The 24,295-nt window shown below is 38.0% G+C and carries 26 protein-coding genes; 21 read left to right on the top strand and 5 right to left on the bottom strand.

Features of this window, described 5'->3' with window-relative positions; translation table 11 throughout:
* Positions 1-58 precede the first annotated feature (58 nt).
* The gene (locus X781_RS06445; RefSeq protein WP_025236072.1) at positions 59-1,453 is read left to right on the top strand and encodes a YdgA family protein; all 1,395 of its coding nucleotides are present in this window, start codon (positions 59-61) and stop codon (positions 1,451-1,453) included.
* 59 nt (positions 1,454-1,512) lie between these two features.
* On the opposite strand, the gene X781_RS12010 is transcribed toward X781_RS06445, so the two are convergent.
* The 4 genes from X781_RS12010 to X781_RS06420 form a co-directional block, all read right to left on the bottom strand.
* Positions 1,513-2,840 (bottom strand): IS3 family transposase gene (locus tag X781_RS12010; protein ID WP_144084204.1). Its coding sequence is split into 2 segments (ribosomal slippage): positions 1,513-2,393 and positions 2,393-2,840, totalling 1,329 coding nucleotides; the frame shifts between segments, so codons are not numbered across the junction.
* 82 nt (positions 2,841-2,922) lie between these two features.
* A complete protein-coding gene (locus X781_RS06430) occupies positions 2,923-3,531 on the bottom strand; it encodes a TIGR04211 family SH3 domain-containing protein (RefSeq protein WP_038643958.1) in 609 nt (202 codons plus the stop codon).
* A gap of 65 nt (positions 3,532-3,596) precedes the next feature.
* A complete protein-coding gene (locus tag X781_RS06425) occupies positions 3,597-4,862 on the bottom strand; it encodes an inorganic phosphate transporter (protein ID WP_025236068.1) in 1,266 nt (421 codons plus the stop codon).
* Between the two features lie 8 nt (positions 4,863-4,870).
* The gene (locus X781_RS06420; protein WP_025236067.1) at positions 4,871-5,551 is read right to left on the bottom strand and encodes a TIGR00153 family protein; all 681 of its coding nucleotides are present in this window, start codon (positions 5,549-5,551) and stop codon (positions 4,871-4,873) included.
* Positions 5,552-5,807: 256 nt separating this feature from the next.
* Between X781_RS06420 and X781_RS06415 the strand changes: the two genes are divergently transcribed.
* From X781_RS06415 to X781_RS06380, 8 genes are all read left to right on the top strand, one after another.
* Complete coding sequence (locus X781_RS06415) at positions 5,808-7,271, top strand: replicative DNA helicase (protein ID WP_025236066.1); 1,464 nt, start codon at positions 5,808-5,810, stop codon at positions 7,269-7,271.
* Positions 7,255-7,569, top strand: a complete 315-nt coding sequence (locus X781_RS06410; protein ID WP_038643956.1) for a YcgL domain-containing protein — start codon at positions 7,255-7,257, stop codon at positions 7,567-7,569. The genes X781_RS06415 and X781_RS06410 overlap by 17 nt, the downstream gene beginning before the upstream one ends.
* Complete coding sequence (gene nrdR / locus X781_RS06405; protein WP_025236064.1) at positions 7,569-8,018, top strand: transcriptional regulator NrdR; 450 nt, start codon at positions 7,569-7,571, stop codon at positions 8,016-8,018. Before X781_RS06410 ends, nrdR begins: the two co-directional genes overlap by 1 nt.
* Before the next feature lie 8 nt (positions 8,019-8,026).
* On the top strand, positions 8,027-8,806 hold the full coding sequence (gene yaaA, locus X781_RS06400) for a peroxide stress protein YaaA (RefSeq protein WP_025236063.1): 780 nt from the start codon (positions 8,027-8,029) through the stop codon (positions 8,804-8,806).
* Positions 8,799-9,377, top strand: coding sequence for a hypothetical protein (locus X781_RS06395; RefSeq protein ID WP_025236062.1), 579 nt, complete (start codon positions 8,799-8,801; stop codon positions 9,375-9,377). The genes yaaA and X781_RS06395 overlap by 8 nt, the downstream gene beginning before the upstream one ends.
* The gene (locus X781_RS06390) at positions 9,374-10,279 is read left to right on the top strand and encodes a cation diffusion facilitator family transporter (RefSeq protein ID WP_025236061.1); all 906 of its coding nucleotides are present in this window, start codon (positions 9,374-9,376) and stop codon (positions 10,277-10,279) included. Before X781_RS06395 ends, X781_RS06390 begins: the two co-directional genes overlap by 4 nt.
* A complete protein-coding gene (locus X781_RS06385) occupies positions 10,279-11,034 on the top strand; it encodes a Zn-ribbon-containing protein (protein WP_025236060.1) in 756 nt (251 codons plus the stop codon). The genes X781_RS06390 and X781_RS06385 overlap by 1 nt, the downstream gene beginning before the upstream one ends.
* A 99-nt stretch (positions 11,035-11,133) precedes the next feature.
* A complete protein-coding gene (locus tag X781_RS06380) occupies positions 11,134-12,459 on the top strand; it encodes an L-cystine transporter (RefSeq protein WP_025236059.1) in 1,326 nt (441 codons plus the stop codon).
* Positions 12,460-12,512: 53 nt separating this feature from the next.
* Here X781_RS06380 and X781_RS06375 read toward each other — a convergent pair whose 3' ends face one another.
* A complete protein-coding gene (locus X781_RS06375; protein ID WP_025236058.1) occupies positions 12,513-13,175 on the bottom strand; it encodes an NAD(P)H-dependent oxidoreductase in 663 nt (220 codons plus the stop codon).
* 229 nt (positions 13,176-13,404) lie between these two features.
* Here X781_RS06375 and pheS point away from each other — a divergent pair, with 229 nt between their 5' ends.
* From pheS to yciH, 12 genes are all read left to right on the top strand, one after another.
* Entirely contained in the window at positions 13,405-14,388 is a 984-nt protein-coding gene (pheS, locus tag X781_RS06370; RefSeq protein ID WP_025236057.1) for a phenylalanine--tRNA ligase subunit alpha, read from the top strand.
* A gap of 59 nt (positions 14,389-14,447) precedes the next feature.
* The gene (pheT, locus tag X781_RS06365; protein WP_025236056.1) at positions 14,448-16,835 is read left to right on the top strand and encodes a phenylalanine--tRNA ligase subunit beta; all 2,388 of its coding nucleotides are present in this window, start codon (positions 14,448-14,450) and stop codon (positions 16,833-16,835) included.
* 58 nt (positions 16,836-16,893) lie between these two features.
* Positions 16,894-17,193 (top strand): integration host factor subunit alpha, encoded by a 300-nt coding sequence (locus X781_RS06360; protein ID WP_025236055.1) that lies wholly within the window; start codon positions 16,894-16,896, stop codon positions 17,191-17,193.
* A gap of 53 nt (positions 17,194-17,246) precedes the next feature.
* Positions 17,247-17,771 carry an NlpC/P60 family protein gene (locus X781_RS06355; RefSeq protein ID WP_025236054.1) on the top strand — a complete coding sequence of 175 codons (525 nt, stop codon included), beginning with the start codon at positions 17,247-17,249 and terminating at the stop codon, positions 17,769-17,771.
* A gap of 29 nt (positions 17,772-17,800) precedes the next feature.
* Positions 17,801-18,844, top strand: a complete 1,044-nt coding sequence (gene degS / locus X781_RS06350) for an outer membrane-stress sensor serine endopeptidase DegS (protein WP_025236053.1) — start codon at positions 17,801-17,803, stop codon at positions 18,842-18,844.
* 9 nt (positions 18,845-18,853) lie between these two features.
* Positions 18,854-19,528 (top strand): (d)CMP kinase, encoded by a 675-nt coding sequence (gene cmk / locus X781_RS06345; protein WP_025236052.1) that lies wholly within the window; start codon positions 18,854-18,856, stop codon positions 19,526-19,528.
* A gap of 92 nt (positions 19,529-19,620) precedes the next feature.
* Positions 19,621-21,264, top strand: coding sequence for a 30S ribosomal protein S1 (gene rpsA / locus X781_RS06340; RefSeq protein WP_025236051.1), 1,644 nt, complete (start codon positions 19,621-19,623; stop codon positions 21,262-21,264).
* A gap of 129 nt (positions 21,265-21,393) precedes the next feature.
* Complete coding sequence (locus tag X781_RS06335; RefSeq protein ID WP_025236050.1) at positions 21,394-21,675, top strand: integration host factor subunit beta; 282 nt, start codon at positions 21,394-21,396, stop codon at positions 21,673-21,675.
* A 39-nt stretch (positions 21,676-21,714) separates the two neighbouring features.
* The gene (locus X781_RS06330) at positions 21,715-22,002 is read left to right on the top strand and encodes a LapA family protein (RefSeq protein WP_025236049.1); all 288 of its coding nucleotides are present in this window, start codon (positions 21,715-21,717) and stop codon (positions 22,000-22,002) included.
* A gap of 3 nt (positions 22,003-22,005) precedes the next feature.
* Positions 22,006-23,199 (top strand): lipopolysaccharide assembly protein LapB, encoded by a 1,194-nt coding sequence (gene lapB / locus X781_RS06325; protein WP_025236048.1) that lies wholly within the window; start codon positions 22,006-22,008, stop codon positions 23,197-23,199.
* A 20-nt stretch (positions 23,200-23,219) separates the two neighbouring features.
* A complete protein-coding gene (gene pyrF, locus X781_RS06320) occupies positions 23,220-23,915 on the top strand; it encodes an orotidine-5'-phosphate decarboxylase (RefSeq protein WP_025236047.1) in 696 nt (231 codons plus the stop codon).
* A 66-nt stretch (positions 23,916-23,981) separates the two neighbouring features.
* The gene (gene yciH, locus X781_RS06315; RefSeq protein ID WP_025236046.1) at positions 23,982-24,293 is read left to right on the top strand and encodes a stress response translation initiation inhibitor YciH; all 312 of its coding nucleotides are present in this window, start codon (positions 23,982-23,984) and stop codon (positions 24,291-24,293) included.
* Positions 24,294-24,295: the final 2 nt, after the last annotated feature.

Raw genomic sequence — 24,295 nt, 5'->3', positions numbered from 1 at the left:
ATGTCGGTAAATAACAAGCGGTCATTTTTTTAATATTTTTTACAGATAAAGGAAAATTATGAAATTAAGCAAAATTGCTCTTTCAGTTGTAGCGGTAATTGGTGTATCTGTAGTTGGCGGTAGCTGGTATACGGGCAAACAAGTTGAAGAAAAATATCAAGCATTAGTCGTTCAAGCCAATAACCAACTTAAGCAACTAAGTGGCGAGTTTGGAGCAAATATTGAGCTCAAAGATGTGCAAATTGATCGCCATTTCTTTAGTTCTGATGCGAAATATCGTTTAGAAGTGGATTTTGGCGATGGTAAAAAATTAGATTTTATCGGTAATGATAAACTTCATCACGGCCCGCTACCGCTTAATCGTTTAGCGAAGTTTAATTTTGTTCCTGTAATGATGAGTATGGAAAATAGCCTTCAAGGACCAGAGGTATTTAAAAAATTTGTCGGTGAACAAATTGGTTCGGGGGTGGCTAATATCAGCTATTCCGGCGATACAAAAGGATATTTTGATTTCTCGCCAATTAAATATAGCGATGAAACAGGCACTATTGAAACAACCCCTGTCAAAGTGCAATATAGTTACGACCAAAAATTAAAAGGCATTGATAGCACTGTTGAGCTAGAGAGTTTTAAAATAAAAGCAGAAGAACTTGATTTGCAAATTCAAGGTATAGCTTATGATGTTCAAACTGAAAGTAATGAAAGTTATCCTAATTTAACTTTCGGCAAAGGAAGTGGAAAAATCAACGCTATTGAGTTTCAGTCTAAAGATGGCAAATTATCTCAAATTAAAGATATTGTGGTTAAAGGCGATAACCTGTTAAAAGGCGAGCGTGTGATTTCGACAGGAGATTTAGAGGCGGCTTCTTTCAACATTGAAGGTGTTGAACTGGGTAAATTAAAAATGGATATGGCATACGATTTAGATGCTAAATTAACCAATGATATTACGCCTTTATTATCTAATCCTGAAGGATTTGAAGATGAACTTTTAATGCAGTTGTTGGCAAAATCGGTGAAGTTCCATATTAATAACTTCTCACTTGAAAATAGCAAAGGTAAATTTAATTTAGCTTTATTATTGAATATGGCTCAATTTGATCCACAAAATATGAGCAATATGCAAGAGGTATTAAAAGCTCTTTCAAGTAGTAAATTTACTTCAAATATTAACCGTGAATATGCAGAAGATATTATTCGCCAAATCTCGATGGTTACAGAGAAATTGAGCGAAGAAGAAGCCAAAGCGTTTGCCAAACAACAAGTTGATGCCGCTTTTCTTAATGCAGGAGTTGAACAGTACGGATTAAGAAAAGTAGATGAAAACAATGTGAAGATTGAATTATCGGTTGAAAATGAGAAATTAATCTTAAATGGTCGTGAATTAACTGAAGATGAAATCCAAATGGCGTTATTTGTGATTATGATGGGAGCCGGCTCATTCGGTCAATAAATAACGAAATATCAAAATAAGGGACTGTAAATGATCTGCCCCCAAAAAGTTAGACTCATTTAATTCAAGGACTGAGTTCTGTATTCCACAGGGCTTAGTCCTTTTAGTTTCACTTGAATACGCTCATTGTTGTAGTAATGAATGTAATCGTGAATAGCTTTCTTCAGTTCGGCAAAAGTTTCAAACTTCTTGCCAAAATAACATTCCGTTTTGAGCCGCCCGAAAAAACTCTCCATTGCCCCATTATCCAAGCAGTTTCCTTTTCTCGACATACTTTGCCTAATGCCGTTTTGTTGACAAATTGTCTGAAAACATGACATCTGATACTGCCAACCTTGGTCGGAATGCAGTATCGGTTTTGCACCGTTAAGCCTTGCGACAGCTTGGCTCATCATTCGGTTAATTTGCTCAAAGTTTGGGCTTTCGGCTAAATCGTAGGCAATAATTTCACCATTGAATAAATCCTTGATTGGCGATAAATAGAGCTTACCCTCCACACATTTGAACTCGGTCACGTCTGTCGCCCATTTCTCGTTTGGGGCAGTAGCCGAAAAATTTCTTTCCAATACATTCTCTGCTATTTTGCCTACTTCGCCTTGATATGAGCGATATTTCCGGCGTTTGAATTTCCCTTGTAAGCCCAATTTTTGCATTATCGCTTGGACTTTTTTGTGGTTGACGGTCCATATTCTACGCAACACTAACGTAATACGATGATAACCGTAGTTACCTTTGTTTTCGTGATAAATCTCAGCTATTTTCTGCTCAATCACGGCATTTTTATCCACTTTAGCGGCAAGATGATAAAAATAAGTACTGCGTTTTAAACCGATAAGTTGCAATAGTATTTCAAGCGGAAAGTGATTTCGCAACAATTTTACGACATTTGCTTTTTCCGCATTTTGGCTTGGTTGAGTTCCTGCAACTTTTTTAGGATAGCATTCTCCGCTTCCAGCTCTAAAATACGGTAACGCAAACGTTCTTCTTCGGTTTTGGGTGGCGGTGGCATTTTCGGGTATTTGGGTTTCATTGTCGGGCGACCTTTGGGTTTGGGGAATAAGCCGTTTATACCCTGTTTATCAAAGGCTTGCAACCATTGACTGATGATACCTGAATTGGAAAAATTAAAATAAAGAGTAGCATATTCTGCGGAAAATTGTCTGTTTTTGACCGTTTGTACAACGTATAATTTAAATTCGGATGAGTAAATCCGCCTTTTGCCTAAAACAGCTAACCCATTGAAACCATTATGATTATATTGGCTAATCCAACGTTCTAGAGTTGTTTTGGCAAGCTGAAAATGCTGACGAGTGAGTGATCGATTTTTCCCATTTTGAAGATAAAATTCGATCACTTGTTGTTTGAAAGATTGGTTGTATTTAGTCATAAAAAATCTGCACCTTAATCAGTTGGTTATTTAGTCCAACTTTTGGGGTGCAGATCAAAGCTAAATCCTTTTTATCTTTTTATTAAGCCCAGCCACCACTATTACGTTTTCGGCGAGGAATTAAGAATGGAACAAGTAAGCCGAGTAGTAAACCAGCCCCTAAAACAGCACCACCGTAGATAAACCATTGAATTACAATTTCACGCTTTTCAGAATCGTGCATTGTTTCTAAATCACGGTTTTTGTTTTTTAAGATTTCCAATTCACGTTTTAACTGAGCGTTTTCTTCTACTAAATCACTACTTTTTTGAACGGCATCCTGCGTTCTACGCTGCATTTCCGCCGTACGTTGTTGCCATTCAGTATCAATTTTGTTCAAGCGATTGGTTAAGTCTTGAACCTGTTGATTTAACTGTGGAATAAGCTCTTTTGGGCTTGCGGTATCACTTAAATCAGAATTTAATACCCAGCCTTCACGGTTTCGGGTGTCTCTAATTAAGCTATAACGATCTTTTTTGTCTAATACCGTTACCTTTTCTCCTGCTTGGATTGCACCGGAAATTCTAAAATTATCCCCTGCACCTTTACGCATATAGGTATTAAGATTTTCGCTAATATATTGCGTTTGAGCAAGTGTAGGGAGTGCCGCACAGAACAGTAGTCCTGCAAGTAAATAAACGGTTTTTTTCATAATGCTCCTTGCAATTTAAAATAGAAAAGGGGTAAGCAGAGTTACCCCTTAAAAGAGTAAGTGGATTAATGAAAAATTGCACTTAAGATATAGTAAATCACAATGGATAGCAATGCCCCTGCCGGTAAAGTAATTACCCAAGACGCGATGATATTACGAATTACGCTCAGGTTTAATGCCGCAATACCTCGTGCAAAAGCTACACCAATAACTGCACCTACAAGTGTTTGCGTTGTAGAAATTGGAAGCCCTGTACCGGATGCAATTACTACTGTAGCTGAACAAGCAAACTGAGCTGCAAAACCACGACTTGGTGTTAAATCAGTAATACCTGTGCCGATAGTACCCATTACTTTATGACCCATTACCGCAAGACCAACTGCAATACCTACTGCACCTAATGGTAAAACCCAAGGAGCCATAATTGTTTTACCTTCAATTACACCGCCGTGATCAACAATAGAAACCACTGCAGCTAAAGGACCGATAGCATTAGCAACGTCATTTGAACCGTGTGCGAAAGCCATTGCACAAGCAGTAATCAGCATTAAAATGCTGAATACTTTTTCTACACCGCTAAATGTAGAGTTTTCCTTTAAGCTTGCTTTGAAAGCATTACTACGAAGATAAAACACACAAATAATGGCACAAACTACAGAAATTGCAGCGGAAAGAAGAGCCGTCTGTAAACCACTAAGATCTAAACCAACGTGTTTTAAGCCTTTTTCTAGCGTAACGATACAAATAATAAATACTGTTAGAGCTGTATAATAAGGAGCATATTTCTCAGCATTTGCCATTGGGTTTTCAGTATCAAAAATCATTCTTTGTGTAGACACAAAGATAAGGTAGGCAACAACACCAGCAATAAATGGCGTAATAAACCAGCTACCCACAATACCGCCAAATTGTCCCCATTGTACTGCTTCCATACCTACAGATACGATAGCAAAACCCACAATAGCACCGATAATTGAGTGGGTAGTAGAAACAGGCCAACCTTTTTGTGAGGCTACAACTAACCAGATACCTGCAGCAAAAAGGGCTGACATCATACCTAGAATGAGAATATCCGGGCGACCAATGAAAGCATCAGTTGAAATAATACCGCTTTTAATTGTTTCAGCTACTTCACCACCGGCAAGGTAAGCTCCAAAAAACTCGAAAACTAACGCAATATAGATTGCTTGTTTTGCGGTAATGGTGCGAGAGCCAACAGCAGTTCCCATTGCATTTGCAACGTCATTTGCACCAATACCAAATGCCATAATAAAACCAAAAACGGCTGTAATGACAACAATAATAAAACCGTAGTTGTTAATCAGTTCCATTGTACTTCCTATGATTTAGCTAACATCAATTCAATGCGAGAACCGATTCGCTGTGCTTGATCGGCTAAAATACTGATACGTTCGATACATTTGTATAAGAACATCACATCAATCGGATTAAGTGTTTTTTCCAATGATAACAGAGTATGGCGTAATGTAATTTGGTATTGATCAGTGTCGTCTTCGATCTGGTCAAGTTCAAGAATCATCTTATTAACGAAGTCCAGCTCTCTACCTCTAAAGCCTGTTTCTAATAATTGATCCATTTCATCTAATACTTTGCGTACTTGACGGCTGGCATCAATACTACGAGAAAGGAATTTTTTGAATAGTGGTTGCATTTCCGCAGGAATAACTAGCTGACGTCCGATAATGCGACCAGAAATATCTCTTGAATAATTTGCAAGTTTGTCTAATTGTGTTACTAGCTCTAACAAATCCGTTCTTTCTAACGGCATAAATAAGCCACGAGGAAGTTTTAGGCGGATTTCACGTTTTAGTGAGTCTGCACGGCGTTCTAAATCAACAATTTGACCACGAACTAAAGAGGCTTTTTCCCAATTATGTTCAAAAGTAGCCTCAAAAAAAGATTCTAGTAATTCGCTACATTCTACCACTTTATTCGAGTGTTTTTGTAACGGCTTAAGTGGGGACTGGGCGAATAAACCTAAAATGTTATTCAATGCCATAGAATATCTCCATAGTGATAAATTTAAAATGATTTCCTATTTGAAATCCTGCGTATTTTACTTGATGTATCAGTAAAGATCACGGTGTAATGAGTGTTTTTTAAACAAGCGGTCGGATTTTGTAAGCATTTTGCAAAAATTTAAAGAAATTTGACCGCTTGCTATTGTTCGAATAAGGTATAAAAAATGCAAATTTCAATTTAATGTAAATTCCGATAAACTATACCAATCAAACTTTATTTAATAAGAGATGAAAATGGCAGAATATAACGGCACACCTCGTGAAAAAGTAAAAGATAAGCAAGTTGAGCAGATTAGCATTTCTCCGCATTCTATTGAGGCAGAGCAGGCAGTGCTTGGCGGCATTATGCTAAGTAACGATCATTGGGATAATGTGGCTGAGCGTGTGCAACCGCACGATTTTTATAATTATGCGCACCGCATTATTTTTGAACAAATGGCAGATCTGGTACGTGCTAACAAGCCTGTTGATATTATTACCCTTGACCAAGCGTTAAAAGATAAAGGCGTGTTACAAGATGTCGGCGGTTTTGCCTACCTTGCAGAACTCTCTAAGAATACCCCAAGTGCAGCAAATATCCTTGCCTATGCGGATATTGTTCGGGATCGTTCCGATTTAAGAAGTGTTATCAGTGCAGGCAATCAAATTGCGGAAATGGGTTATAAAACCAAAGGGCGAAATTCTAAAGAGGTTTTAGACGAAGCTGAACGTATCGTATTTGAAATTGCCGAAAAGCGAAATAATGCTAATGAAGGTCCGCAACGCATTGATGATATTTTGTTAAAAACGTTGGCGAGAATGGATACTTTGTCTAAAAATCGTCATAACGGTGGGGTAACGGGCGTTTCCACCGGTTTTACCGATCTCAATAAAAAAACGGCTGGATTACAGCCTTCGGATTTAATTATTGTTGCTGCTCGTCCTTCAATGGGAAAAACGACTTTTGCGATGAATTTATGCGAGAATGCCTCGCTCATTGATATTGAAGATAAAGACGATTTAGATGAAAACGGCAATCCGAAGAAAAAGCCGGCAAAACCTGTACTGATTTTCAGTCTTGAGATGCCAGCCGATCAAATTATGATGCGTATGTTGGCTTCTCTTTCTCGAGTGGATCAAACCAAGATTCGAACAGGGCAAATCTCAGACGATGAAGATACGGCTAAAATTTCCACTACAATGGCAATTTTGCAAGAACGTAATAATATTTATATTGATGATAGTTCAGGCTTAACGCCAACAGAGCTTCGTTCCCGAGCGAGACGTGTTTACCGTGAAAACGGTGGTTTGAGCTTGATTATGGTCGATTATTTACAATTAATGCGTGCTCCGGGTTTTGCTGATAACCGAACGCTTGAAATTGCGGAAATTTCCCGTTCCCTAAAAGCATTGGCAAAAGAATTAGAAGTCCCTGTGGTGGCTCTTTCACAGCTTAATCGTAGCTTAGAGCAACGTGCAGATAAACGTCCGGTAAACTCGGATTTGCGTGAATCCGGCTCTATTGAGCAAGATGCGGACTTAATTATGTTTATTTACCGTGATGAAGTTTACAATGACAATTCTGATCTGAAAGGCATTGCCGAGATCATCATCGGTAAACAACGTAACGGTCCAATTGGACGAGTGAGATTAACCTTTCAAGGACAATATTCCCGATTTGATAACTATAGTGGTGGACATTATGACGATGAATACTAAACCAATGGCACTTTGTGCGATTTATAAAAGCAAAGCAAAAGATGAAATGTATTTATATGTAGCAAAGCGAGATCAATTTGAACAAGTGCCGGAAACGTTACGCCAAATGTTTGGCAAACCTGAATTTGTGATGATGTTCAATTTAGCAGGCGATAAACAGCTGGTTCGAGCTAAAAACGAAGAAGTTTTGCAAAAATTAGCAGAGCAGGGTTACTATTTGCAAATGCCTCCGCCGCCGGAAAATTTGCATAAAGCTTTTATCGCACAGCAAGCAGCACAACAAAAAGGGGAAAAATAATGCGTTGCCCGTTTTGTTCAACCGAAGAAACCAAAGTGATTGATTCACGTTTGGCGGCAAACGGCTACCAAATTCGCCGTCGCCGTGAATGTGTGGGGTGCAAAGAACGCTTTACCACCTTTGAATCGGCAGAATTGGTTGTGCCTTATGTGATTAAAAATAACGGCAGTCGAGAGCCGTTTGATGCTGAAAAGCTCAGAATGGGTTTAAGACGAGCTTTAAACAAACGCCCTGTGAGTGCTGATGATGTAGAAAAAGCCATCAGCCAAATCATCATTCAGCTACAAGCAATGGGCGAGCGAGAAGTGCCAAGCCGTCATATCGGCACACTTGCAATGAATGCGTTAAAACAACTAGATAAAGTGGCTTATATCCGTTTTGCCTCCATTTATTTGAGTTTTAGCGATATTGAGGAATTCACAAAAGAAATTGAAAAATTAAAAGAGTAAAAGATCGTATGTTAGCCATTATTTCCCCTGCTAAAACCCTTGATTTCGAGACTAAAATTGACGGATTTGCATTTTCTCAGCCAAATTTGACCGCTTACAGCCAAGAATTAATTGATATTTGTAAACAACTTTCGCCTGCTGAAGTGGGGAGTTTGATGTCAATTAGCGACAAATTAGCTGCACTTAATGTTGCTCGTTTTACTGAATGGACGCTTGAACATAACGAACAAAATGCGAAAGCGGCAATTTTTGCCTTTAAAGGCGATGTTTATACAGGCTTAGATGCCGAGAGTTTAACCAAAGCCCAAGTGGAATATGCTCAAAATCATTTACGTATGCTCTCAGGCTTATATGGTTTATTAAAACCGCTAGATTTAATGCAGCCATATCGTTTGGAAATGGGAACGAAGTTATCGAATTCAAAGGGCAAAGATCTTTACGCATTTTGGGGGAATATCATCACTGAAAACCTACAAAAAGCGATTGATGAACAAGGTGATGATATTTTAGTTAATCTCGCCTCTGACGAATATTATGGAGCAGTTAAGCCTCAAAATATAAATGCAACAATCATCAAGCCGGTTTTTTTAGACGAGAAAAACGGTAAATATAAAGTGATCAGCTTCTATGCGAAAAAAGCGAGGGGAATGATGGTTCGCTTTATGTTGGAAACTCAACCAACTAAAGTTGAACAGCTCAAACAGTTTAACTACGGTGGTTATTGGTTTGATGAGGAAAGTTCAACTGCAACAGAATTGGTGTTCAAGCGAGAAGAACAAAATGATTAAGCGTTTATTTAGCAGGCAAATGCTATTTGCTCCTACTATTTTGATAATGGCAGGCTGCGTTAGCCAAAGTAATCAATTTGCTGTGCCGGAAAAAGTGGATTTTCAAGGGCAGACTTACATTAAAGTTACGACAAATCAGCTTGATGAAATGCAGCATTTACTTTACTTACCTGAAATTGGTGAGAAAAATGCTGAAAATTGGGAAAAAGGGATTTTGTTTTTCTTAGATAAAAACAGTAAAAATCAGACGTTGGAACAACGATCCGCTTTTCGTCAATCCAGTTTTGCCAAACAACAAGATGTGATTGCGAAATTTAAGATTGAGCAAAACGAACTCCAGAGTAATGTAATTTATCCGCCAACAGAACGTTTTAATAATGTAATGCTAGAAGTAACACGTGGGCGTAATTTGGATTGTGGTTATGGACAGATCCAATTTTCAGATAAAAGATCGTTGAATAACACCGAATTTGCAAAAAAATCGAAAAATTTGACCGCTTACAGCCAAGCAATGACAAAACTTGCTTTTGAATTTAATCAACTTGCTTGGTTAGTTGAATGTAGAAAATGACAGAAAATTATAACAAATTAGTGAAACGAGCTGCGAATTTTGCCATTATTATTGCGGTTTCACTTATCATTATTAAAGCCTTTGCCTGGTGGCAAACTGGCTCGATTTCCATTTTAGCGGCAATGACCGATTCGGTTGTGGATCTGTTTGCCTCTCTTACTAATATTTTAGTGCTACGTTTTGCACTACAACCTGCTGATGATAATCACGCTTTTGGACACGGCAAGGCTGAATCTTTGGCGGCACTTGCACAAAGTGCTTTTATTTCCGGTTCGGCAGTGTTCTTGCTATTGCAAGGCTTCCATAAATTAACCAATCCGGAATTGATTACTCAATCACATATTGGGGTAATTGTCAGTATTGTTTCTATTATAGCGACAGCTATTTTAGTGTTATACCAACGTTATGTGGTGAAAATTACGCAGAGCCCGGCAATTGAAGCAGATTCGCTACATTATCAAACAGATTTATTTATGAATGCGGCGATTTTGGTGGCGATGTTACTTAATGGAGCGGGCTTTATCTATGCAGATGCGATTTTTGCTATCGGTATTGCACTTTATATTGCCTTCAATGCGGTAAAAATGTTTTGGGAAGCGGTACAAACCTTGCTCGATAAATCATTGCCGGATGAAGAAATTGAGCAAATTAAAGAAATTGCTTCGCATCACCCAAATATTTTAGGTATCCACGATATTCAAACTCGTCGTGCCGGGGCTGTGCGTTTTATTCAACTACACTTGGAATTAGATGATCACTTAACACTTTTAGTTGCACACGAAATTACCGATAGTCTTGAGCAGAAATTACTAGAGGCTTTTCCAATGTCAAAAGTGATTATTCATCAAGAACCCACAACGGTGGTTAAGCAAGAATTTCAAGATATGGCAGAGAATATTTAATGTATCAAGTTATCGTTCATTTCAGTTATCAAAATTTTGAACAAGACCCTGTAACGTTAATTGGGCAGATTTTAAATCAATGGTTATATAATGGGCAAGTAATTGGTAGAGAAATGCCGATTACTTTTCATCAAAATGGATTTCAAGCTAGCGTTTGTACGCCTGAGCAAGAGAGTTTATTACCGGATAATAATAGTGAAGAAGTGAATGAGGCACTGTTACAAGCGGTCGAAAATGGCGTAAATTTTACCGGTTTCGAAATTGTTGGGCGTGATTATCAAGGTGAAGAAACAAGCCATAATAAACAGCCTAAATTCCAAATTTTATATACAACGCATTTAGATACCTGTTCGCCACTTTATGACGGTGAGCAATTTGCCCCCATTCCACTATATCGTTTAAAAGATCAAGCATTAAGCGAAGCATTACTAGAGTGGCAGCAAAATTGGCAAGCGTGCGATCTCTTGCAAATGAAAGGATCTGTTTTAGAGGAAAGTGCGTTAATGCAGATCTCGGATAATCGAAGTGAATTGGCGATATCCGGTTTAGATTTATGCAAACAAGTCGAAGAAAAAACGCAGATTCCGACTTTTTATTATCTCTATCGCTTAGGTACAGATGAGCTGGAAGAACACAATAGGAAATGCCCTTCTTGTAATGGCGAGTGGAAATTGGCATCGCCATTACACGAGATTTTCCATTTTAAATGCGATCATTGCCGTTTAATTTCTAATCTAAGCTGGGAGTTGTTATAACTTTTAGTTATGATAAAGTAACAATTCGTCTTTTAGAAATGCCGTAAACATAATAACATTGCGACATTTTTTATATGACTATTTATATTAGGAGGCTTTGTGCTTATTCTAAATTTAGTGGTTTTTGTTGCTATTTTATTTTTACTGGCGAGAATTTATAAATCGACGCAAAAACTGGGGCAAACCGTATTTATCGGCTTAGTGTTAGGTCTTGCAAGCGGTGTAATTTTACAAACTTTTTACGAAAAACCACTTATTGATGCAACACTTGATTGGATCAATTTAGTGGGTAACGGTTATGTACGTTTATTACAAATGATCGTAATGCCGCTGGTTTTTGTTTCAATTCTATCTGCAATTACTCGTTTAAAAGAAGCGGGAGCATTAGGCAAAATCAGTTTTGGTGTGCTGTCAGTATTATTAGTTACTACCGCAATTTCGGCAGTTATCGGCATTGCGTTGGTTTATCTATTCGATCTTTCAGCAGAAGGGTTAGTAGCTGGCACACGTGAAATTGCTGCACAAGAAAAAGTCGTGGGGCGTGCAGAGCAAGTGAGTAACTTATCGGTGCCGGCAATGTTACTTTCTTTTATTCCTAAAAATCCGTTCTTAGAATTGACCGGTGCAAATCCGACTTCCATTATTAGTACAGTAATTTTTTCCGCTTTATTAGGTTTTGCTGCACTAAGTTTAGGTAAAGAGGACAGAAATTTAGGTGAGAGTATCGCTCAAGGCGTAGAAACCTTGAATAAATTAGTGATGCGTTTAGTGCGTTTTGTCATTCGTTTAACGCCTTACGGAGTGTTCGCTTTAATGATCAAAATGGCGGCAACTTCGCAATGGAGTGATATTGTAAACTTAGGCAGCTTTATTGTTGCTTCTTATATCGCAATGGCGTTGATGTTTATCGTACACGGTATCTTGCTATTCATCGCCAAAGTGAACCCGTTTGATTATTATAAAAAAGTTTTACCGACATTAAGTTTTGCTTTCACTTCACGCTCAAGTGCAGCAACGATTCCGCTGAATATTGAAACGCAAACGAACAAATTAGGCAACCATAGCGTGATTGCAAACTTTGCTGCAACCTTTGGGGCAACTATCGGTCAAAATGGCTGTGCGGGGATTTATCCGGCAATGTTAGCGGTAATGATTGCTCCAACTGTAGGGGTTGATCCCTTTAGTTTAAATTACATTTTAACTCTGATTTTAGTTGTGGCTATTTCATCATTTGGGATTGCAGGCGTTGGTGGTGGGGCAACATTTGCCGCGATTGTAGTATTATCAACCTTAAACTTACCAATTGAATTAGTGGGATTATTAATTTCTGTTGAACCTCTTATTGATATGGGGCGTACCGCATTAAATGTAAACGGTGCAATGGTGGCAGGCACAATTACCAATAAATGGGTAAAACCTGAATAAAATAGATAAAAAAGGGCGATTCTATCGCCCTTTTTTATGGATTTCAGTATAAATTATTCAATCCACTCAATCACTTCTTCGGTTGATTTGCGTGATTTTTTCTTAATATCTTTGTTACGATAACCAAAGGTTACCATACACGAAATACCATATTCATTGAGATCAAATAAGCCTTCATCAGCTAAAATCTGATTTACTTTATCATAATGGAAACCTTCAATCGGGCAAGAGTCAATACCGATTAAAGCCGCACCGCTCATCATATTACCTAATGCAATATAGGTTTGTTTGGTACTCCAATCAAATAAAGCTCTCTCACTTTCTAAAATTTTCATATCTTCTTCTTGGAAACTTTTATAGCGAGCGATAGAGCCTTCAATTTGTTGTTCGGTTAAACCACGTTTAATCAGAGAATCTCTTAAATATTGTGAGTCATAGCGAACGTTTTTCTTAGCAAGAATGATCACTAGATGGCTCATTTCTTCCATCGGGTGCTTAATTCCCCAAGAGAACGGTGCAATTTTGTTGCGAATTTCAGGATTTTGTAGCACTAAAAATTTCCAAGGTTCAGAACCTACCGAACTTGGCGAAAGACGACCGAGCTCTAAAATGTAATCCATATCCGCTTTGCTTATTTTACGGGCAGGGTCATAATGACGGCAAGCAGAACGGAAATTAAAAGCCTCTAAAACTTGTTGTTTACTAATATTGAACATCGTTTTTTCCTTTGTTAGTAGCTTAAAAATGTTATTTATAATAACCCTTTTCAAACTTAAAGCCAATTTAATCACTCAAGGCTTGCAAAAAAATGCAGAAATATGACCGCTTGTATCAAAATCCTTTACCTTAAAAATCAACAATTTAGCAAAACGCTACATTTACTTTTTTTTACTAACGTATTATCATTCCCCTAATTTTAAATCATCAAAATTATTAGAGGATAGAATGCACAACTTAGAAGGTTTAGTTGCACAAGCAGTTGATGCTGTGAATGCAGCAAATGATATTGCGACATTAGACGCATTGAAAGTGGAATATTTTGGTAAAAAAGGGCATTTCACTGCCTTAATGCAAGGTTTGCGTGATGTGCCGGCAGAAGAGCGACCAGCAGTCGGTCAAAAAATCAATGATGCAAAACAAATTGCTCAAGATGCGTTAAATGCGAAGAAAGAGAGCTTAGAAACTGCCGAATTAAATGCTAAATTAGCCAATGAAAGTATTGATGTGTCATTGCCGGGGCGTAAAACCGAATTAGGTGGCTTACACCCTGTATCTATCACGATTGAACGTGTAGTGAAATTCTTCTCTGAATTAGGTTTTACGGTGGCAAACGGTCCAGAAATCGAAACCGATTACTATAACTTTGATGCGTTAAATATTCCTGCTCATCACCCGGCTCGTGCCGATCACGATACGTTCTGGTTTGATGCAAAACGTTTACTCAGAACTCAAACTTCCGGCGTGCAAATTCGTACGATGGAAACTGTAAAACCACCAATCCGCATTGTAGCTCCGGGGCGTGTATATCGTAACGATTACGACCAAACTCATACACCAATGTTCCACCAAATCGAATTACTTTATGTGGATAAAAAAGCAAACTTTACTGAATTAAAAGGCTTAATTCACGATTTCTTAAAAGCATTCTTTGAAGAAGATTTACAAGTGCGTTTCCGCCCATCGTTCTTCCCTTTCACCGAGCCTTCAGCAGAGGTGGATGTAATGCGTCAAAACGGAAAATGGTTGGAAGTGTTAGGTTGCGGTATGGTTCACCCGAATGTGTTGCGTAATGTGGGTATCGATCCTGAAGAATACAGCGGTTTTGCAGTGGGTATGGGCGTTGAGCGTTTAACTATGCTTCGCTACAATGTAACGGATTTACGCTCATTCTTTGAAAATGACTTACGTTTCTTAAAACAATTTAAGTAATTCGCTCACAACAAGCGGTTAAAAAGAACAAAAATTTTGCAAATTAAAGGATAGAAATAATGAAATTCAATGAATCTTGGTTGCGTGAATGGGTTAATCCAGCCATTACGACAGAGCAATTATGCGACCAAATTACAATGTTAGGTTTAGAAGTTGATGATGTAGAGCCGGTTGCAGGTGCATTTTCAGGCGTGGTTGTAGGCGAAGTGGTAGAGTGTGCCCAACACCCGGATGCCGATAAATTACGTGTAACTAAAGTAAATGTAGGCGGCGAGCGTTTATTAGATATCGTGTGCGGTGCTCCAAATTGCCGTCAGGGTTTAAAAGTGGCGTGTGCAGTGGATGGTGCGGTTTTACCGGGCGATTTCAAAATCAAGAAAACCAAATTGCGTGGTCAGCCGTCAGAAGGAATGTTATGTTCTTACTCAGAGCTAGGTATTAAAGAAGATCATAGCGGTATTATTGAATTACCGGCTGATGCTCCTATCGGTCAAGATTTCCGTGAATATTTGAATTTAAACGATGTAGCGATTGAAATCAGCTTAACGCCAAACCGTGCCGATTGCTTAAGCATTTCAGGTATCGCTCGTGAAGTGGGTGTGATTAACCAAATTGATGTGAAAGCACCGGTAATTACTCCTGTGGCAGCGACTATTGCCGATAAAGTAGCGGTGGAATTACAAGCCCCTGAAGCTTGCCCTCGTTATTTATCTCGTGTGGTGAAAAATGTGAATGTAAAGGCAGCTTCACCATTATGGTTGCAAGAAAAATTACGCCGTTGTGGTATTCGCTCTATCGACCCAATCGTGGATATTACTAACTTAAGTTTATTAGAACTTGGTCAGCCGATGCACGCCTTTGATGCGGCAAAAATTGATGGCAATATCCAAGTGCGTATGGCGAAAGATGGCGAAGAATTAGTGTTATTAGACGGCACAACGGCTAAATTACAAAGTAATACACTTGTGATTGCAGACAGCAAAGGTGCGTTAGCGATGGCGGGTATCTTTGGTGGCGAGGCAAGTGGTGTGAGTGAAAATACCAAAGATGTGGTATTAGAAGCGGCATTTTTTGCTCCATTAGCGATTACCGGTCGTGCTCGTCAATATGGATTACATACTGATGCTTCCCATCGTTTTGAACGTGGTGTTGATCCGGAATTAACCCGTAGAGCGATGGAGCGAGCAACCGCATTATTATTAGAGATTTGTGGTGGTGAAGCTGGTGAAATTGTAGAAGCTGTGAGCGAAGAAAATCTACCAAAACGTAATACTGTCAAGTTACGCCGCAGTAAATTAGATTCGGTTATCGGTCATCATATTGAAGATGTAACCGTAACCGATATTCTAACTCGCTTAGGTTTAAATGTAACTTTCTCAAATGACACTTGGACGGCAATTACTCCAAGCTGGCGTTTTGATATCGAAATTGAAGAAGATTTAATTGAAGAAGTCGCTCGTATCTATGGATACAACAGTATTCCAAATAATTCTCCGCTTGCACATTTAACAATGAAAGGCACACCGGAAAAATTATTGGAAGCAAACCGTATCCGTATGGCACTGGTGGATAGCGATTACCAAGAAGTCATTACTTATAGCTTTGTAGATCCGAAAAAACAAGAATTATTACATCCAAATCAAGAGGCGTTAATTTTACCTAACCCAATTTCAAGTGAAATGTCGGCGATGCGTGTTTCACTATTAACCGGCTTGTTAGATACTATCGTTTATAACCAAAGTCGCCAGCAAAACCGTGTGCGTATTTTTGAAGGCGGTTTACGCTTTATTCCTGACAGCAAAGCAGAGTCAGGTGTTCGCCAAGAATATGTATTTGGTGCAGCGATTGTGGGCGATAAACGCCCTGTGCATTGGGAAGCAAAAAACGAAGCAGCGGATTTCTTTGATTTGAAAGGTGATATTGAGCGTGTTCTTTCATTAACCTCTGTTCGCTACGATTTACAATTTGTGGCAAAACAGTTTGCAGCATTACACCCAGGGCAATCTGCTGCGATTATGTTAGACGGCGAAGAAATTGGCTTTATCGGTACGGTTCACCCATTAATCGTGCAGAAACTCGGCATTAAAGGCAAACCGATTGTGTGTGAAATTTTAGCGTCTGCGATTGCAGAGCGTCCTGTTGCACAAGCGGGTGAAATTTCACGATTCCCTGCAAATAACCGAGACATCGCAGTTGTGGTGGATGAATCTGTACCGGCAGGAGAAATCTTGAATGCTTGCCGTAAGGCAGCTGCTAGTCAATTAGTTGGCTTAAATTTATTCGATGTTTATCGTGGTGCAAATTTAGCTGAAGGTAAGAAAAGTTTAGCGATTAGTTTGACTGTTCAAGATAAAGAAAAAACATTAGAAGAAAGTGAAATTAATGCTGTCATTCAAAAGGTATTAGTTGAATTGGCAACAAGTTTCAATGCGGTACTTCGTGATTAATCATCAAATAAAATATGGCTGGTGTCATACCAGCCATAAAAATAAATAAGGATCAATTATGGCACTTACCAAGATTGAAATTGCAGAAAACCTAATTGAAAAATTAGATTTAGAAAAGCGAGTTGCTAAGCAATTTGTTGAATTATTTTTTGAAGAAATTCGAGCATCTCTTGAGAATGGTGAGGAAGTAAAATTATCAGGTTTTGGTAATTTTTCACTTCGAGAGAAAAAAGCAAGACCCGGTCGTAATCCTAAAACAGGCGAGAATGTAGCAGTATCTGCTCGTAGAGTAGTAAGTTTTAAAGCAAGTCAAAAATTGCGTGAACGTATTGAGCAGGCAAATATTCAAGTAGAATAACAAGCTTATCTTTTATAGACCAATGCAGTAAATGCTCAGAATAGGGGTATTAAATGAAATTAGTAAAAAAATGGCTATCATTAGGCGTTGTTCTAGCAAGTGCAATAGTATTGTCTGCCTGTTCTAGCTCAGATAGAACAGCCTCCAAAGCACAAGCAAGAAGTAAAATTTACCATTCAACCTATCACGCAGATCTTTCTGATCCCATTATGGCAATTAGCCGTTTAAGTGAACACCAGTATGAATGGAAAGGAACACGCTATCGTTTAGGTGGTAATAGCAAATCAGGGATTGACTGTTCCGGTTTTATGCAGGTTACCTTTAGAGATTTATTCGGAATTAGCTTACCAAGAACAACTAAAGATCAAGCCAAAGAAGGGGAACGAATCTCTAAACGAGAATTGAGAACCGGGGATTTAGTTTTCTTTAATACAGGGAGAGGTCCAAACGGTAAACACGTTGGTGTTTATGTTAAAAATGGGCAATTTCTTCACGCCTCAACAAAAGGTGGTGTGATCTACTCTGATATAGATTCTCCTTATTGGTCAAAAGCATTTTGGCAAGCACGCCGTTTATAATTAAGTAATTAAGTTTCAAGGGATTCACAATGCTGAAAAAAATCGGGCAAGCGGTCATTTTTGGACTTTTTTGTGCAATTTTAATTTTGTTCGTTGCTCCCTTATTTCAACATAAAAGTAATGGATTTTCCTTTTTAGCATTAAATCAGAGAGAAATTGCCAGTTACAACCAAGCTGTAAGAATTGCATCGCCAGCAGTAGTAAATGTGTATAACCGAAATTTTAGTGCTGAAAATTCAGCATTTGAAGTTAAAAATTTAGGTTCTGGCGTGATTATGAGTAATGATGGTTATATCTTAACAAATAAACACGTTATTGATGATGCAGATCAAATAGTTATTGCTTTGCAAAATGGTTTAATTTCAACAGATGTAAAATTAGTTGGTGCGGATTCTCTTACTGATTTAGCCGTACTCAAAATAGAGGCTGAAAATCTGCCGACAATACCACAAAATACCGAGCGAAAAATTGAGGTTGGAGATGTGGTTTTAGCCATCGGTAATCCGTTAAATCTAGGTCAGAGTATTACTCAAGGTATAGTCAGTGCCATTGGGCGAAATACTCTAACAGAAAGTGGGCGACAAAATTTTATCCAGACGGATGTGTCTATCAATCAAGGAAACTCAGGTGGTGCATTAATTAATAGTGCAGGAGAACTTATTGGTATTAATACCTTGCGTTTAGGTAAAAATACTAATGAATTATCTGAGGGATTGAATTTTGCTATTCCCATTAATCTGGCTAACCAGATTATGCAAAAAATTATTCGAGATGGTCGTGTAATTAGAGGTTATTTTGGCGTAAGTACAGATTTATTTGATACAGCTAAAATGCAAGGCTATGAAAAAGGCGTAATTATTGGTGATGTAAGTAAAAATGGTCCGGCAGCTAAAGCAGGTATTCAAGCTGGAGATTTGGTTCTTAAAATCGGTAACGTTGAAGCATTATCGCCTTCACAAATGATGGAAGCACTAGCTGAAATGCAACCATATTCTACAGTTCGCGTGATTGTTCAACGCGGTAGTCAATTATTAAATTTTGATGTAACTATTACTGAGTTACAAGCACAATAGGGTAAAGAAATGGAAAAAATAGTTATTACAGTTGATGGACCTAGCGGTGCTGGGAAAGGTACACTATGCCACGTTTTAGCAGAAAAACTGGGCTTTGATTTTTTGGATTCTGGGGCACTATATCGAATTACTGCCCTAAGTGCAGTAAAAAAGGGTATTGCACTGGATGACGAAGAAAAATTAGCGAAACTAGGGCGTAATCTAAATATCCAATTTGTGCCTGCAAATGGCGAAATTAGTGTGATTTTAGATGGAGAAAATGTAGGCAATCAAATTCGTACTGCTGAAGCAGGTCAGAATGCTTCTAAAGTCGCTGCTTTTCCTAAGGTAAGAGAGGCATTATTAGAACGTCAAAGAGCCTTTAGTACTGAAAAAGGATTGATTGCAGATGGTAGAGATATGGGGACAGTCGTATTCCCAAATGCTCAAATTAAGCTCTTTTTAGATGCAAGTGCAGAAGAACGTGCAAAAAGACGCGTAAAACAGTTGCAAGAAAAAGGATTTAATGCTAACTTTGAAGAGATTTTAGCCGAGATAAAAGAACGTGATTTTCGCGATAGAAATCGTGCAGTTGCTCCCCTTGTCCCCGCTAAAGATGCGTTATTGTTAGACTCAACGTATTTATCCATTGAAGATGTGGTTAAACAAGCGTTAGATCATATCGCTCAATATATTCGATTTTAGTTTGTTGGCTTTACATAGGATTTGTTTAGCTTTTATTACCAACCCCGTTTAACAGGACGTTAGATGGATGTTTATTTTATAGAAGATTTATTATGTCAGAATTATCGTTTGCTCAACTACTTGAAGAATCATTTGCAGCTACACCACGTTTAGGTGATGTTGTTAAAGGTACTGTTGTTGCTATCCAAAAAGGTTTAGTGATTGTTGATACAGGTTTCAAATCTGAGTCAGCTATCGATGCATCAGAATTTACTAATGCACAAGGTGAATTAGAAGTTCAAGTTGGTGATGAAGTAGATGTAGTGCTTAAAGCTGTAGAAGATGGCTTTGGTGCAACAGTTGTTTCTCGTGGTGATGCAAAACGTAACGAAGCTTGGATTGCTTTAGAGAAAGCATTTGAAGAACAAGCTACAGTTATCGGTTTCGTTAATGGTAAAGTTAAAGGCGGTTTCACTGTTGAATTAAACGGCGTACGTGCATTCTTACCAGGTTCATTAGTTGATACTCGTCCAGTTCGTGATTCTTTAAACTTAGAAGGTAAAGAGTACGAATTCAAAGTAATCAAGTTAGATCAAAAACGTAACAACGTAGTTGTATCTCGTCGTGCTGTAATCGAAACAGAAAGCAACCAAGATCGTGATGCTGTATTAGCGAACTTAGTTGAAGGTTCAGAAGTTAAAGGTACAGTTAAAAACTTAACTGACTACGGTGCATTCGTAGATTTAGGTGGTGTGGACGGTTTATTACATATCACAGATATGGCGTGGAAACGTGTTAAACACCCAAGTGAAGTGGTTAATGTTGGTGACGAAGTTACTGTTAAAGTATTAAAATTCGACAAAGATAAAACCCGTGTATCATTAGGCTTAAAACAATTAGGTCAAGATCCTTGGGCTGTAATCGCTGAAAACCACCCGGTAAACAGCAAATTAACAGGTAAAGTAACTAACTTAACTGACTACGGTTGCTTCGTTGAAATTTTAGACGGTGTTGAAGGTTTAGTTCACGTTTCAGAAATGGATTGGACAAATAAAAACATTCACCCATCTAAAGTGGTTAATGTAGGTGATGTAGTTGAAGTAATGGTACTTGAAGTTGATGAAGAGCGTCGTCGTATCTCATTAGGTTTAAAACAATGTAAAGCAAACCCTTGGGAACAATTCGCTTCTACTCACAACAAAAACGATAAAGTATCAGGTAAAATCAAATCAATTACTGATTTCGGTATCTTCATCGGTTTAGAAGGTGGTATTGACGGTTTAGTTCACTTATCTGATATTTCTTGGAATGTTTCAGGTGAAGAAGCAGTTCGTAACTACAAAAAAGGTGATGAAGTTGAAGCTGTAGTTCTACAAGTTGATGCGGTGAAAGAGCGTATCTCTTTAGGTATCAAACAATTAGAATCAGATCCGTTCACAAACTTTGTTGATGGTGCGAAAAAAGGCGAAATCGTTTCTGCGACAGTAGTAGAAGTTGATGCTAAAGGTGCTAAAGTTGAATTAGCCGGTGGTGTTGAAGGCTACATCCGTGCAGCAGATTTAAACGGTGAAGTTGCAGTAAACGATACAGTTGAAGCAAAATACACCGGCGTAGATCGCAAATCACGCATTGTTCATTTATCTATTCGTGCAAAAGACCAAGCTGAAGAGTCAGCGGCACTTGCACAAGTGAACAAAGAAGAAGTTGCAGTACCAAATGCATTTGCTGAAGCATTCAAAGCTGCTAAAGGCGAATAATTAGATTTAACTGATAATGAAATGGGTATGTTTAAAGCATACCCATTTAAACTTAAATCGCCATTTTAAATATTCATTTAGTTATGAGTGATTATTTAAAATTGCTATATTAATTTTACTGAGGAAACAATGACCAAGTCTGAATTAATTGAGAGTTTAGTGGCTAAAAATCCAAATTTACAGATTAAAACAGTAGAGAATTGTGTAAAAGAGATTTTAGAGCATTTAACACTAACATTAGAAAAAGGCGAGAGAATTGAGGTGAGAGGCTTTGGGAGTTTTTCATTACATTATCGCCAGCCTCGTGTAGGACGAAATCCTAAAACAGGAGACAGTGTCGCATTATCCGGAAAATATGTCCCTCATTTTAAAGCAGGTAAAGATTTAAAAGAGCGTGTGGACTTAATTTAATTCTATCAAATTATAAATTTCTGTAGTGAAGGAGATTATATGCTTAAGTATATTTTAGGGATTTTAGTTGTAATTGCAGTTATCATCGTTGCAGTTACAATTGGGGCAAATAATGATCAACTTATTACTTTCAATTATATTATTGCTCAGAGTGAATTACGCCTATCAACACTAGTGGCAATTTTGTTTGGTTTGGGATTAATTTTGGGTTGGTTAGTAACTGGTATTTTTTACTTAAAAGTTAAAGTGCAAAATATTGCGTTAAATCGCCGTGTAAAACGTCAAGCACAGCAGATAACTGAATTAACCACGCCAAAGGTTGAGTAATCAATGCTTGAATTATTGTTCCTTTTATTGCCTATTGCCGCATTATACGGTTGGTATATGGGGCAACGTAGTGCTAAAAAGGATCAAGAAACCGCTAATAATAAGTTTTCCCGTGAATATGTTACGGGATTGAACTTTCTTTTATCTAATCAACAGGAAAAGGCGGTTGATCTTTTCCTTTCTATGTTACAAAAGCAAGAATCTGAAAATCAAATTTCTACTGAATCCCAATTTGAGGCGGAATTAACCTTAGGTAATTTGTTTCGCTCAAGAGGTGAGGTAGATAGAGCCTTGCGTATTCATCAAGCCTTAGAAAATAATCCGGATTATTCATTTGAACAGAAATTATTAGCCAAACAACAATTGGCTAAAGATTTTATGGCAGCGGGTTTTTATGATCGAGCAGAAAATTACTATATTTCATTGGTTGATGAACCTGAATTTGCTAAGCATTCATTGTCTCAACTTACTGTGGTTTATCAAAAAACACGAGAGTGGAAGAAAGCGATTAATGTTGCTGAAAAGTTATTAAAAATTTCGCCGGAATCCGATACAATTCCCTTATCTCATTTTTACTGTGAATATGCACAAGCGGTTAAATTTGAAGATAAAATTGCATTTTTAGAAGCTTTAAATAAAGCCCTAGACTATTATCCTCAATCCACAAGAGCTTCAATAATGCTGGGTGATTTCTATTTAGAGCAAGCAGAATTTACCAAAGCATTAGGTTATTTTGAGCAAATTTTACAGCAAGACCCCGATTATATTAGTGAAGTGCTTGGGCGAGTAAGGCAATGTTATACGGCACTAAATGATTCAAATGGCTATGAACTATTCTTGATAAAAGCAAACCAAGTAAAACATAATAGTAGCGTAGATATTGCATTAACCGAATTTATTGAAGAAAAAGACGGTATTAATGCAGCACATTCTAAATTATATCAGCAATTAAGTGCTTACCCGAGTTTGATTACGTTCCATCGTTTTATTCGCTATCAAGCAGATTTTGCTGAAGAAGGAAATGGTAAAGAGAGCTTGGTACTACTGCATAATATGGTGGGTAACCAAATCAAAAGAGGTTTTCAATATCGCTGCTTAAGTTGCGGTTATCAAAGTTATCGCTTAATGTGGCAATGCCCATCTTGTAATCAATGGGAAAAAATTAAACCGATACAGAGTATCGATGGTCTTATCTAATAAAAATTGAGGAGTTCAGTATGAACAATAAAGTCATTGTTGCTTTAGATTATGAAACGGAACGTGAAGCATTGGAATTTGTTGACTTAGTTGAACCATCACTTTGTCGTTTAAAAGTAGGCAAAGAGATGTTTACAACATTAGGTACAAATTTTTTAAAACAATTACACGACCGTAAATTTGATGTATTCCTTGATTTAAAATATCACGATATTCCAAACACAGTTGCCCGTGCAGTGCGTTCAGCCGCTGATTTAGGCGTATGGATGGTAGACTTACACGCTTCAGGCGGTTTAAAAATGATGGAAGATGCGAAAAAAATCTTAGAGCCTTACGGCAAAGATGCTCCATTGTTAATTGCAGTAACGGTTTTAACCAGTATGGAAGATTTAGATTTATTACAAATAGGCATTAATGCCTCACCAATGGAGCAGGTGATTCGTTTAGCCCATTTAGCTCAACGTGCCGGTTTAGACGGTGTGGTATGTTCTCCACAAGAGGTTGAAGTATTACGCACACATTGTGGAGCAGATTTCAAATTAATCACACCGGGTATCCGTCCGGAGGGCAGTGATTTTGCCGACCAACGACGTGTAATGACGCCAAAACAGGCAATAGAAACAGGTTCGGATTTCTTAGTAATCGGTCGCCCAATTACTCAAGCAGCAGATCCATTAGCAGTACTCAAATCAATAAATCAATCTATTAATGGTTAATAAATAAGGCGGAATTTTCCGCCTTTTTAATGATACAAGCGGTCGTGTTTAAGGAAAAATTTACCAATGACATTAGTTTATTCAACAGAAACCGGTAGAATAAAGCCGGAAATTATTCAAGAAGAACGCCCTAAAGGCGATGGGATTGTACGCATTCAACGCCAAACCAGTGGGCGAAAAGGGAAAGGTGTTTGTGTCATTACCGGGCTTGATTTAGATGATAAAGCAATTAACTCGCTTGCTTCAGAGCTGAAGCGTAAATTAGGCTGTGGAGGTTCATTTAAAGATGGCATTATTGAGATTCAGGGCGATAATCGTGAACTTATTAAGCAAATTTTAGAAAGTAAAGGCTTTAAAGTAAAATTGTCCGGTGGCTAAAA

This window comes from Mannheimia sp. USDA-ARS-USMARC-1261 (genome assembly GCF_000521605.1).
GTDB classification, from domain to species: Bacteria; Pseudomonadota; Gammaproteobacteria; order Enterobacterales; family Pasteurellaceae; genus Mannheimia; species Mannheimia indoligenes.
This window is presented reverse-complemented; position numbering and strand designations above follow the sequence as displayed.

Excerpts from the sequence above, each read along its gene's own strand:
- X781_RS06445 (WP_025236072.1), top strand. The coding sequence starts at position 59 with ATGAAATTAAGCAAAATTGCTCTTTCAGTTGTAGCGGTAATTGGTGTA.
- X781_RS06430 (WP_038643958.1), bottom strand. The coding sequence starts at position 3,531 with ATGAAAAAAACCGTTTATTTACTTGCAGGACTACTGTTCTGTGCGGCA.
- X781_RS06425 (WP_025236068.1), bottom strand. The coding sequence starts at position 4,862 with ATGGAACTGATTAACAACTACGGTTTTATTATTGTTGTCATTACAGCC.
- X781_RS06420 (WP_025236067.1), bottom strand. The coding sequence starts at position 5,551 with ATGGCATTGAATAACATTTTAGGTTTATTCGCCCAGTCCCCACTTAAG.
- X781_RS06415 (WP_025236066.1), top strand. The coding sequence starts at position 5,808 with ATGGCAGAATATAACGGCACACCTCGTGAAAAAGTAAAAGATAAGCAA.
- X781_RS06410 (WP_038643956.1), top strand. The coding sequence starts at position 7,255 with ATGACGATGAATACTAAACCAATGGCACTTTGTGCGATTTATAAAAGC.
- nrdR (WP_025236064.1), top strand. The coding sequence starts at position 7,569 with ATGCGTTGCCCGTTTTGTTCAACCGAAGAAACCAAAGTGATTGATTCA.
- yaaA (WP_025236063.1), top strand. The coding sequence starts at position 8,027 with ATGTTAGCCATTATTTCCCCTGCTAAAACCCTTGATTTCGAGACTAAA.
- X781_RS06395 (WP_025236062.1), top strand. The coding sequence starts at position 8,799 with ATGATTAAGCGTTTATTTAGCAGGCAAATGCTATTTGCTCCTACTATT.
- X781_RS06390 (WP_025236061.1), top strand. The coding sequence starts at position 9,374 with ATGACAGAAAATTATAACAAATTAGTGAAACGAGCTGCGAATTTTGCC.
- X781_RS06385 (WP_025236060.1), top strand. The coding sequence starts at position 10,279 with ATGTATCAAGTTATCGTTCATTTCAGTTATCAAAATTTTGAACAAGAC.
- X781_RS06375 (WP_025236058.1), bottom strand. The coding sequence starts at position 13,175 with ATGTTCAATATTAGTAAACAACAAGTTTTAGAGGCTTTTAATTTCCGT.
- pheS (WP_025236057.1), top strand. The coding sequence starts at position 13,405 with ATGCACAACTTAGAAGGTTTAGTTGCACAAGCAGTTGATGCTGTGAAT.
- pheT (WP_025236056.1), top strand. The coding sequence starts at position 14,448 with ATGAAATTCAATGAATCTTGGTTGCGTGAATGGGTTAATCCAGCCATT.
- X781_RS06360 (WP_025236055.1), top strand. The coding sequence starts at position 16,894 with ATGGCACTTACCAAGATTGAAATTGCAGAAAACCTAATTGAAAAATTA.
- X781_RS06355 (WP_025236054.1), top strand. The coding sequence starts at position 17,247 with ATGAAATTAGTAAAAAAATGGCTATCATTAGGCGTTGTTCTAGCAAGT.
- degS (WP_025236053.1), top strand. The coding sequence starts at position 17,801 with ATGCTGAAAAAAATCGGGCAAGCGGTCATTTTTGGACTTTTTTGTGCA.
- cmk (WP_025236052.1), top strand. The coding sequence starts at position 18,854 with ATGGAAAAAATAGTTATTACAGTTGATGGACCTAGCGGTGCTGGGAAA.
- rpsA (WP_025236051.1), top strand. The coding sequence starts at position 19,621 with ATGTCAGAATTATCGTTTGCTCAACTACTTGAAGAATCATTTGCAGCT.
- X781_RS06335 (WP_025236050.1), top strand. The coding sequence starts at position 21,394 with ATGACCAAGTCTGAATTAATTGAGAGTTTAGTGGCTAAAAATCCAAAT.
- X781_RS06330 (WP_025236049.1), top strand. The coding sequence starts at position 21,715 with ATGCTTAAGTATATTTTAGGGATTTTAGTTGTAATTGCAGTTATCATC.
- lapB (WP_025236048.1), top strand. The coding sequence starts at position 22,006 with ATGCTTGAATTATTGTTCCTTTTATTGCCTATTGCCGCATTATACGGT.
- pyrF (WP_025236047.1), top strand. The coding sequence starts at position 23,220 with ATGAACAATAAAGTCATTGTTGCTTTAGATTATGAAACGGAACGTGAA.
- yciH (WP_025236046.1), top strand. The coding sequence starts at position 23,982 with ATGACATTAGTTTATTCAACAGAAACCGGTAGAATAAAGCCGGAAATT.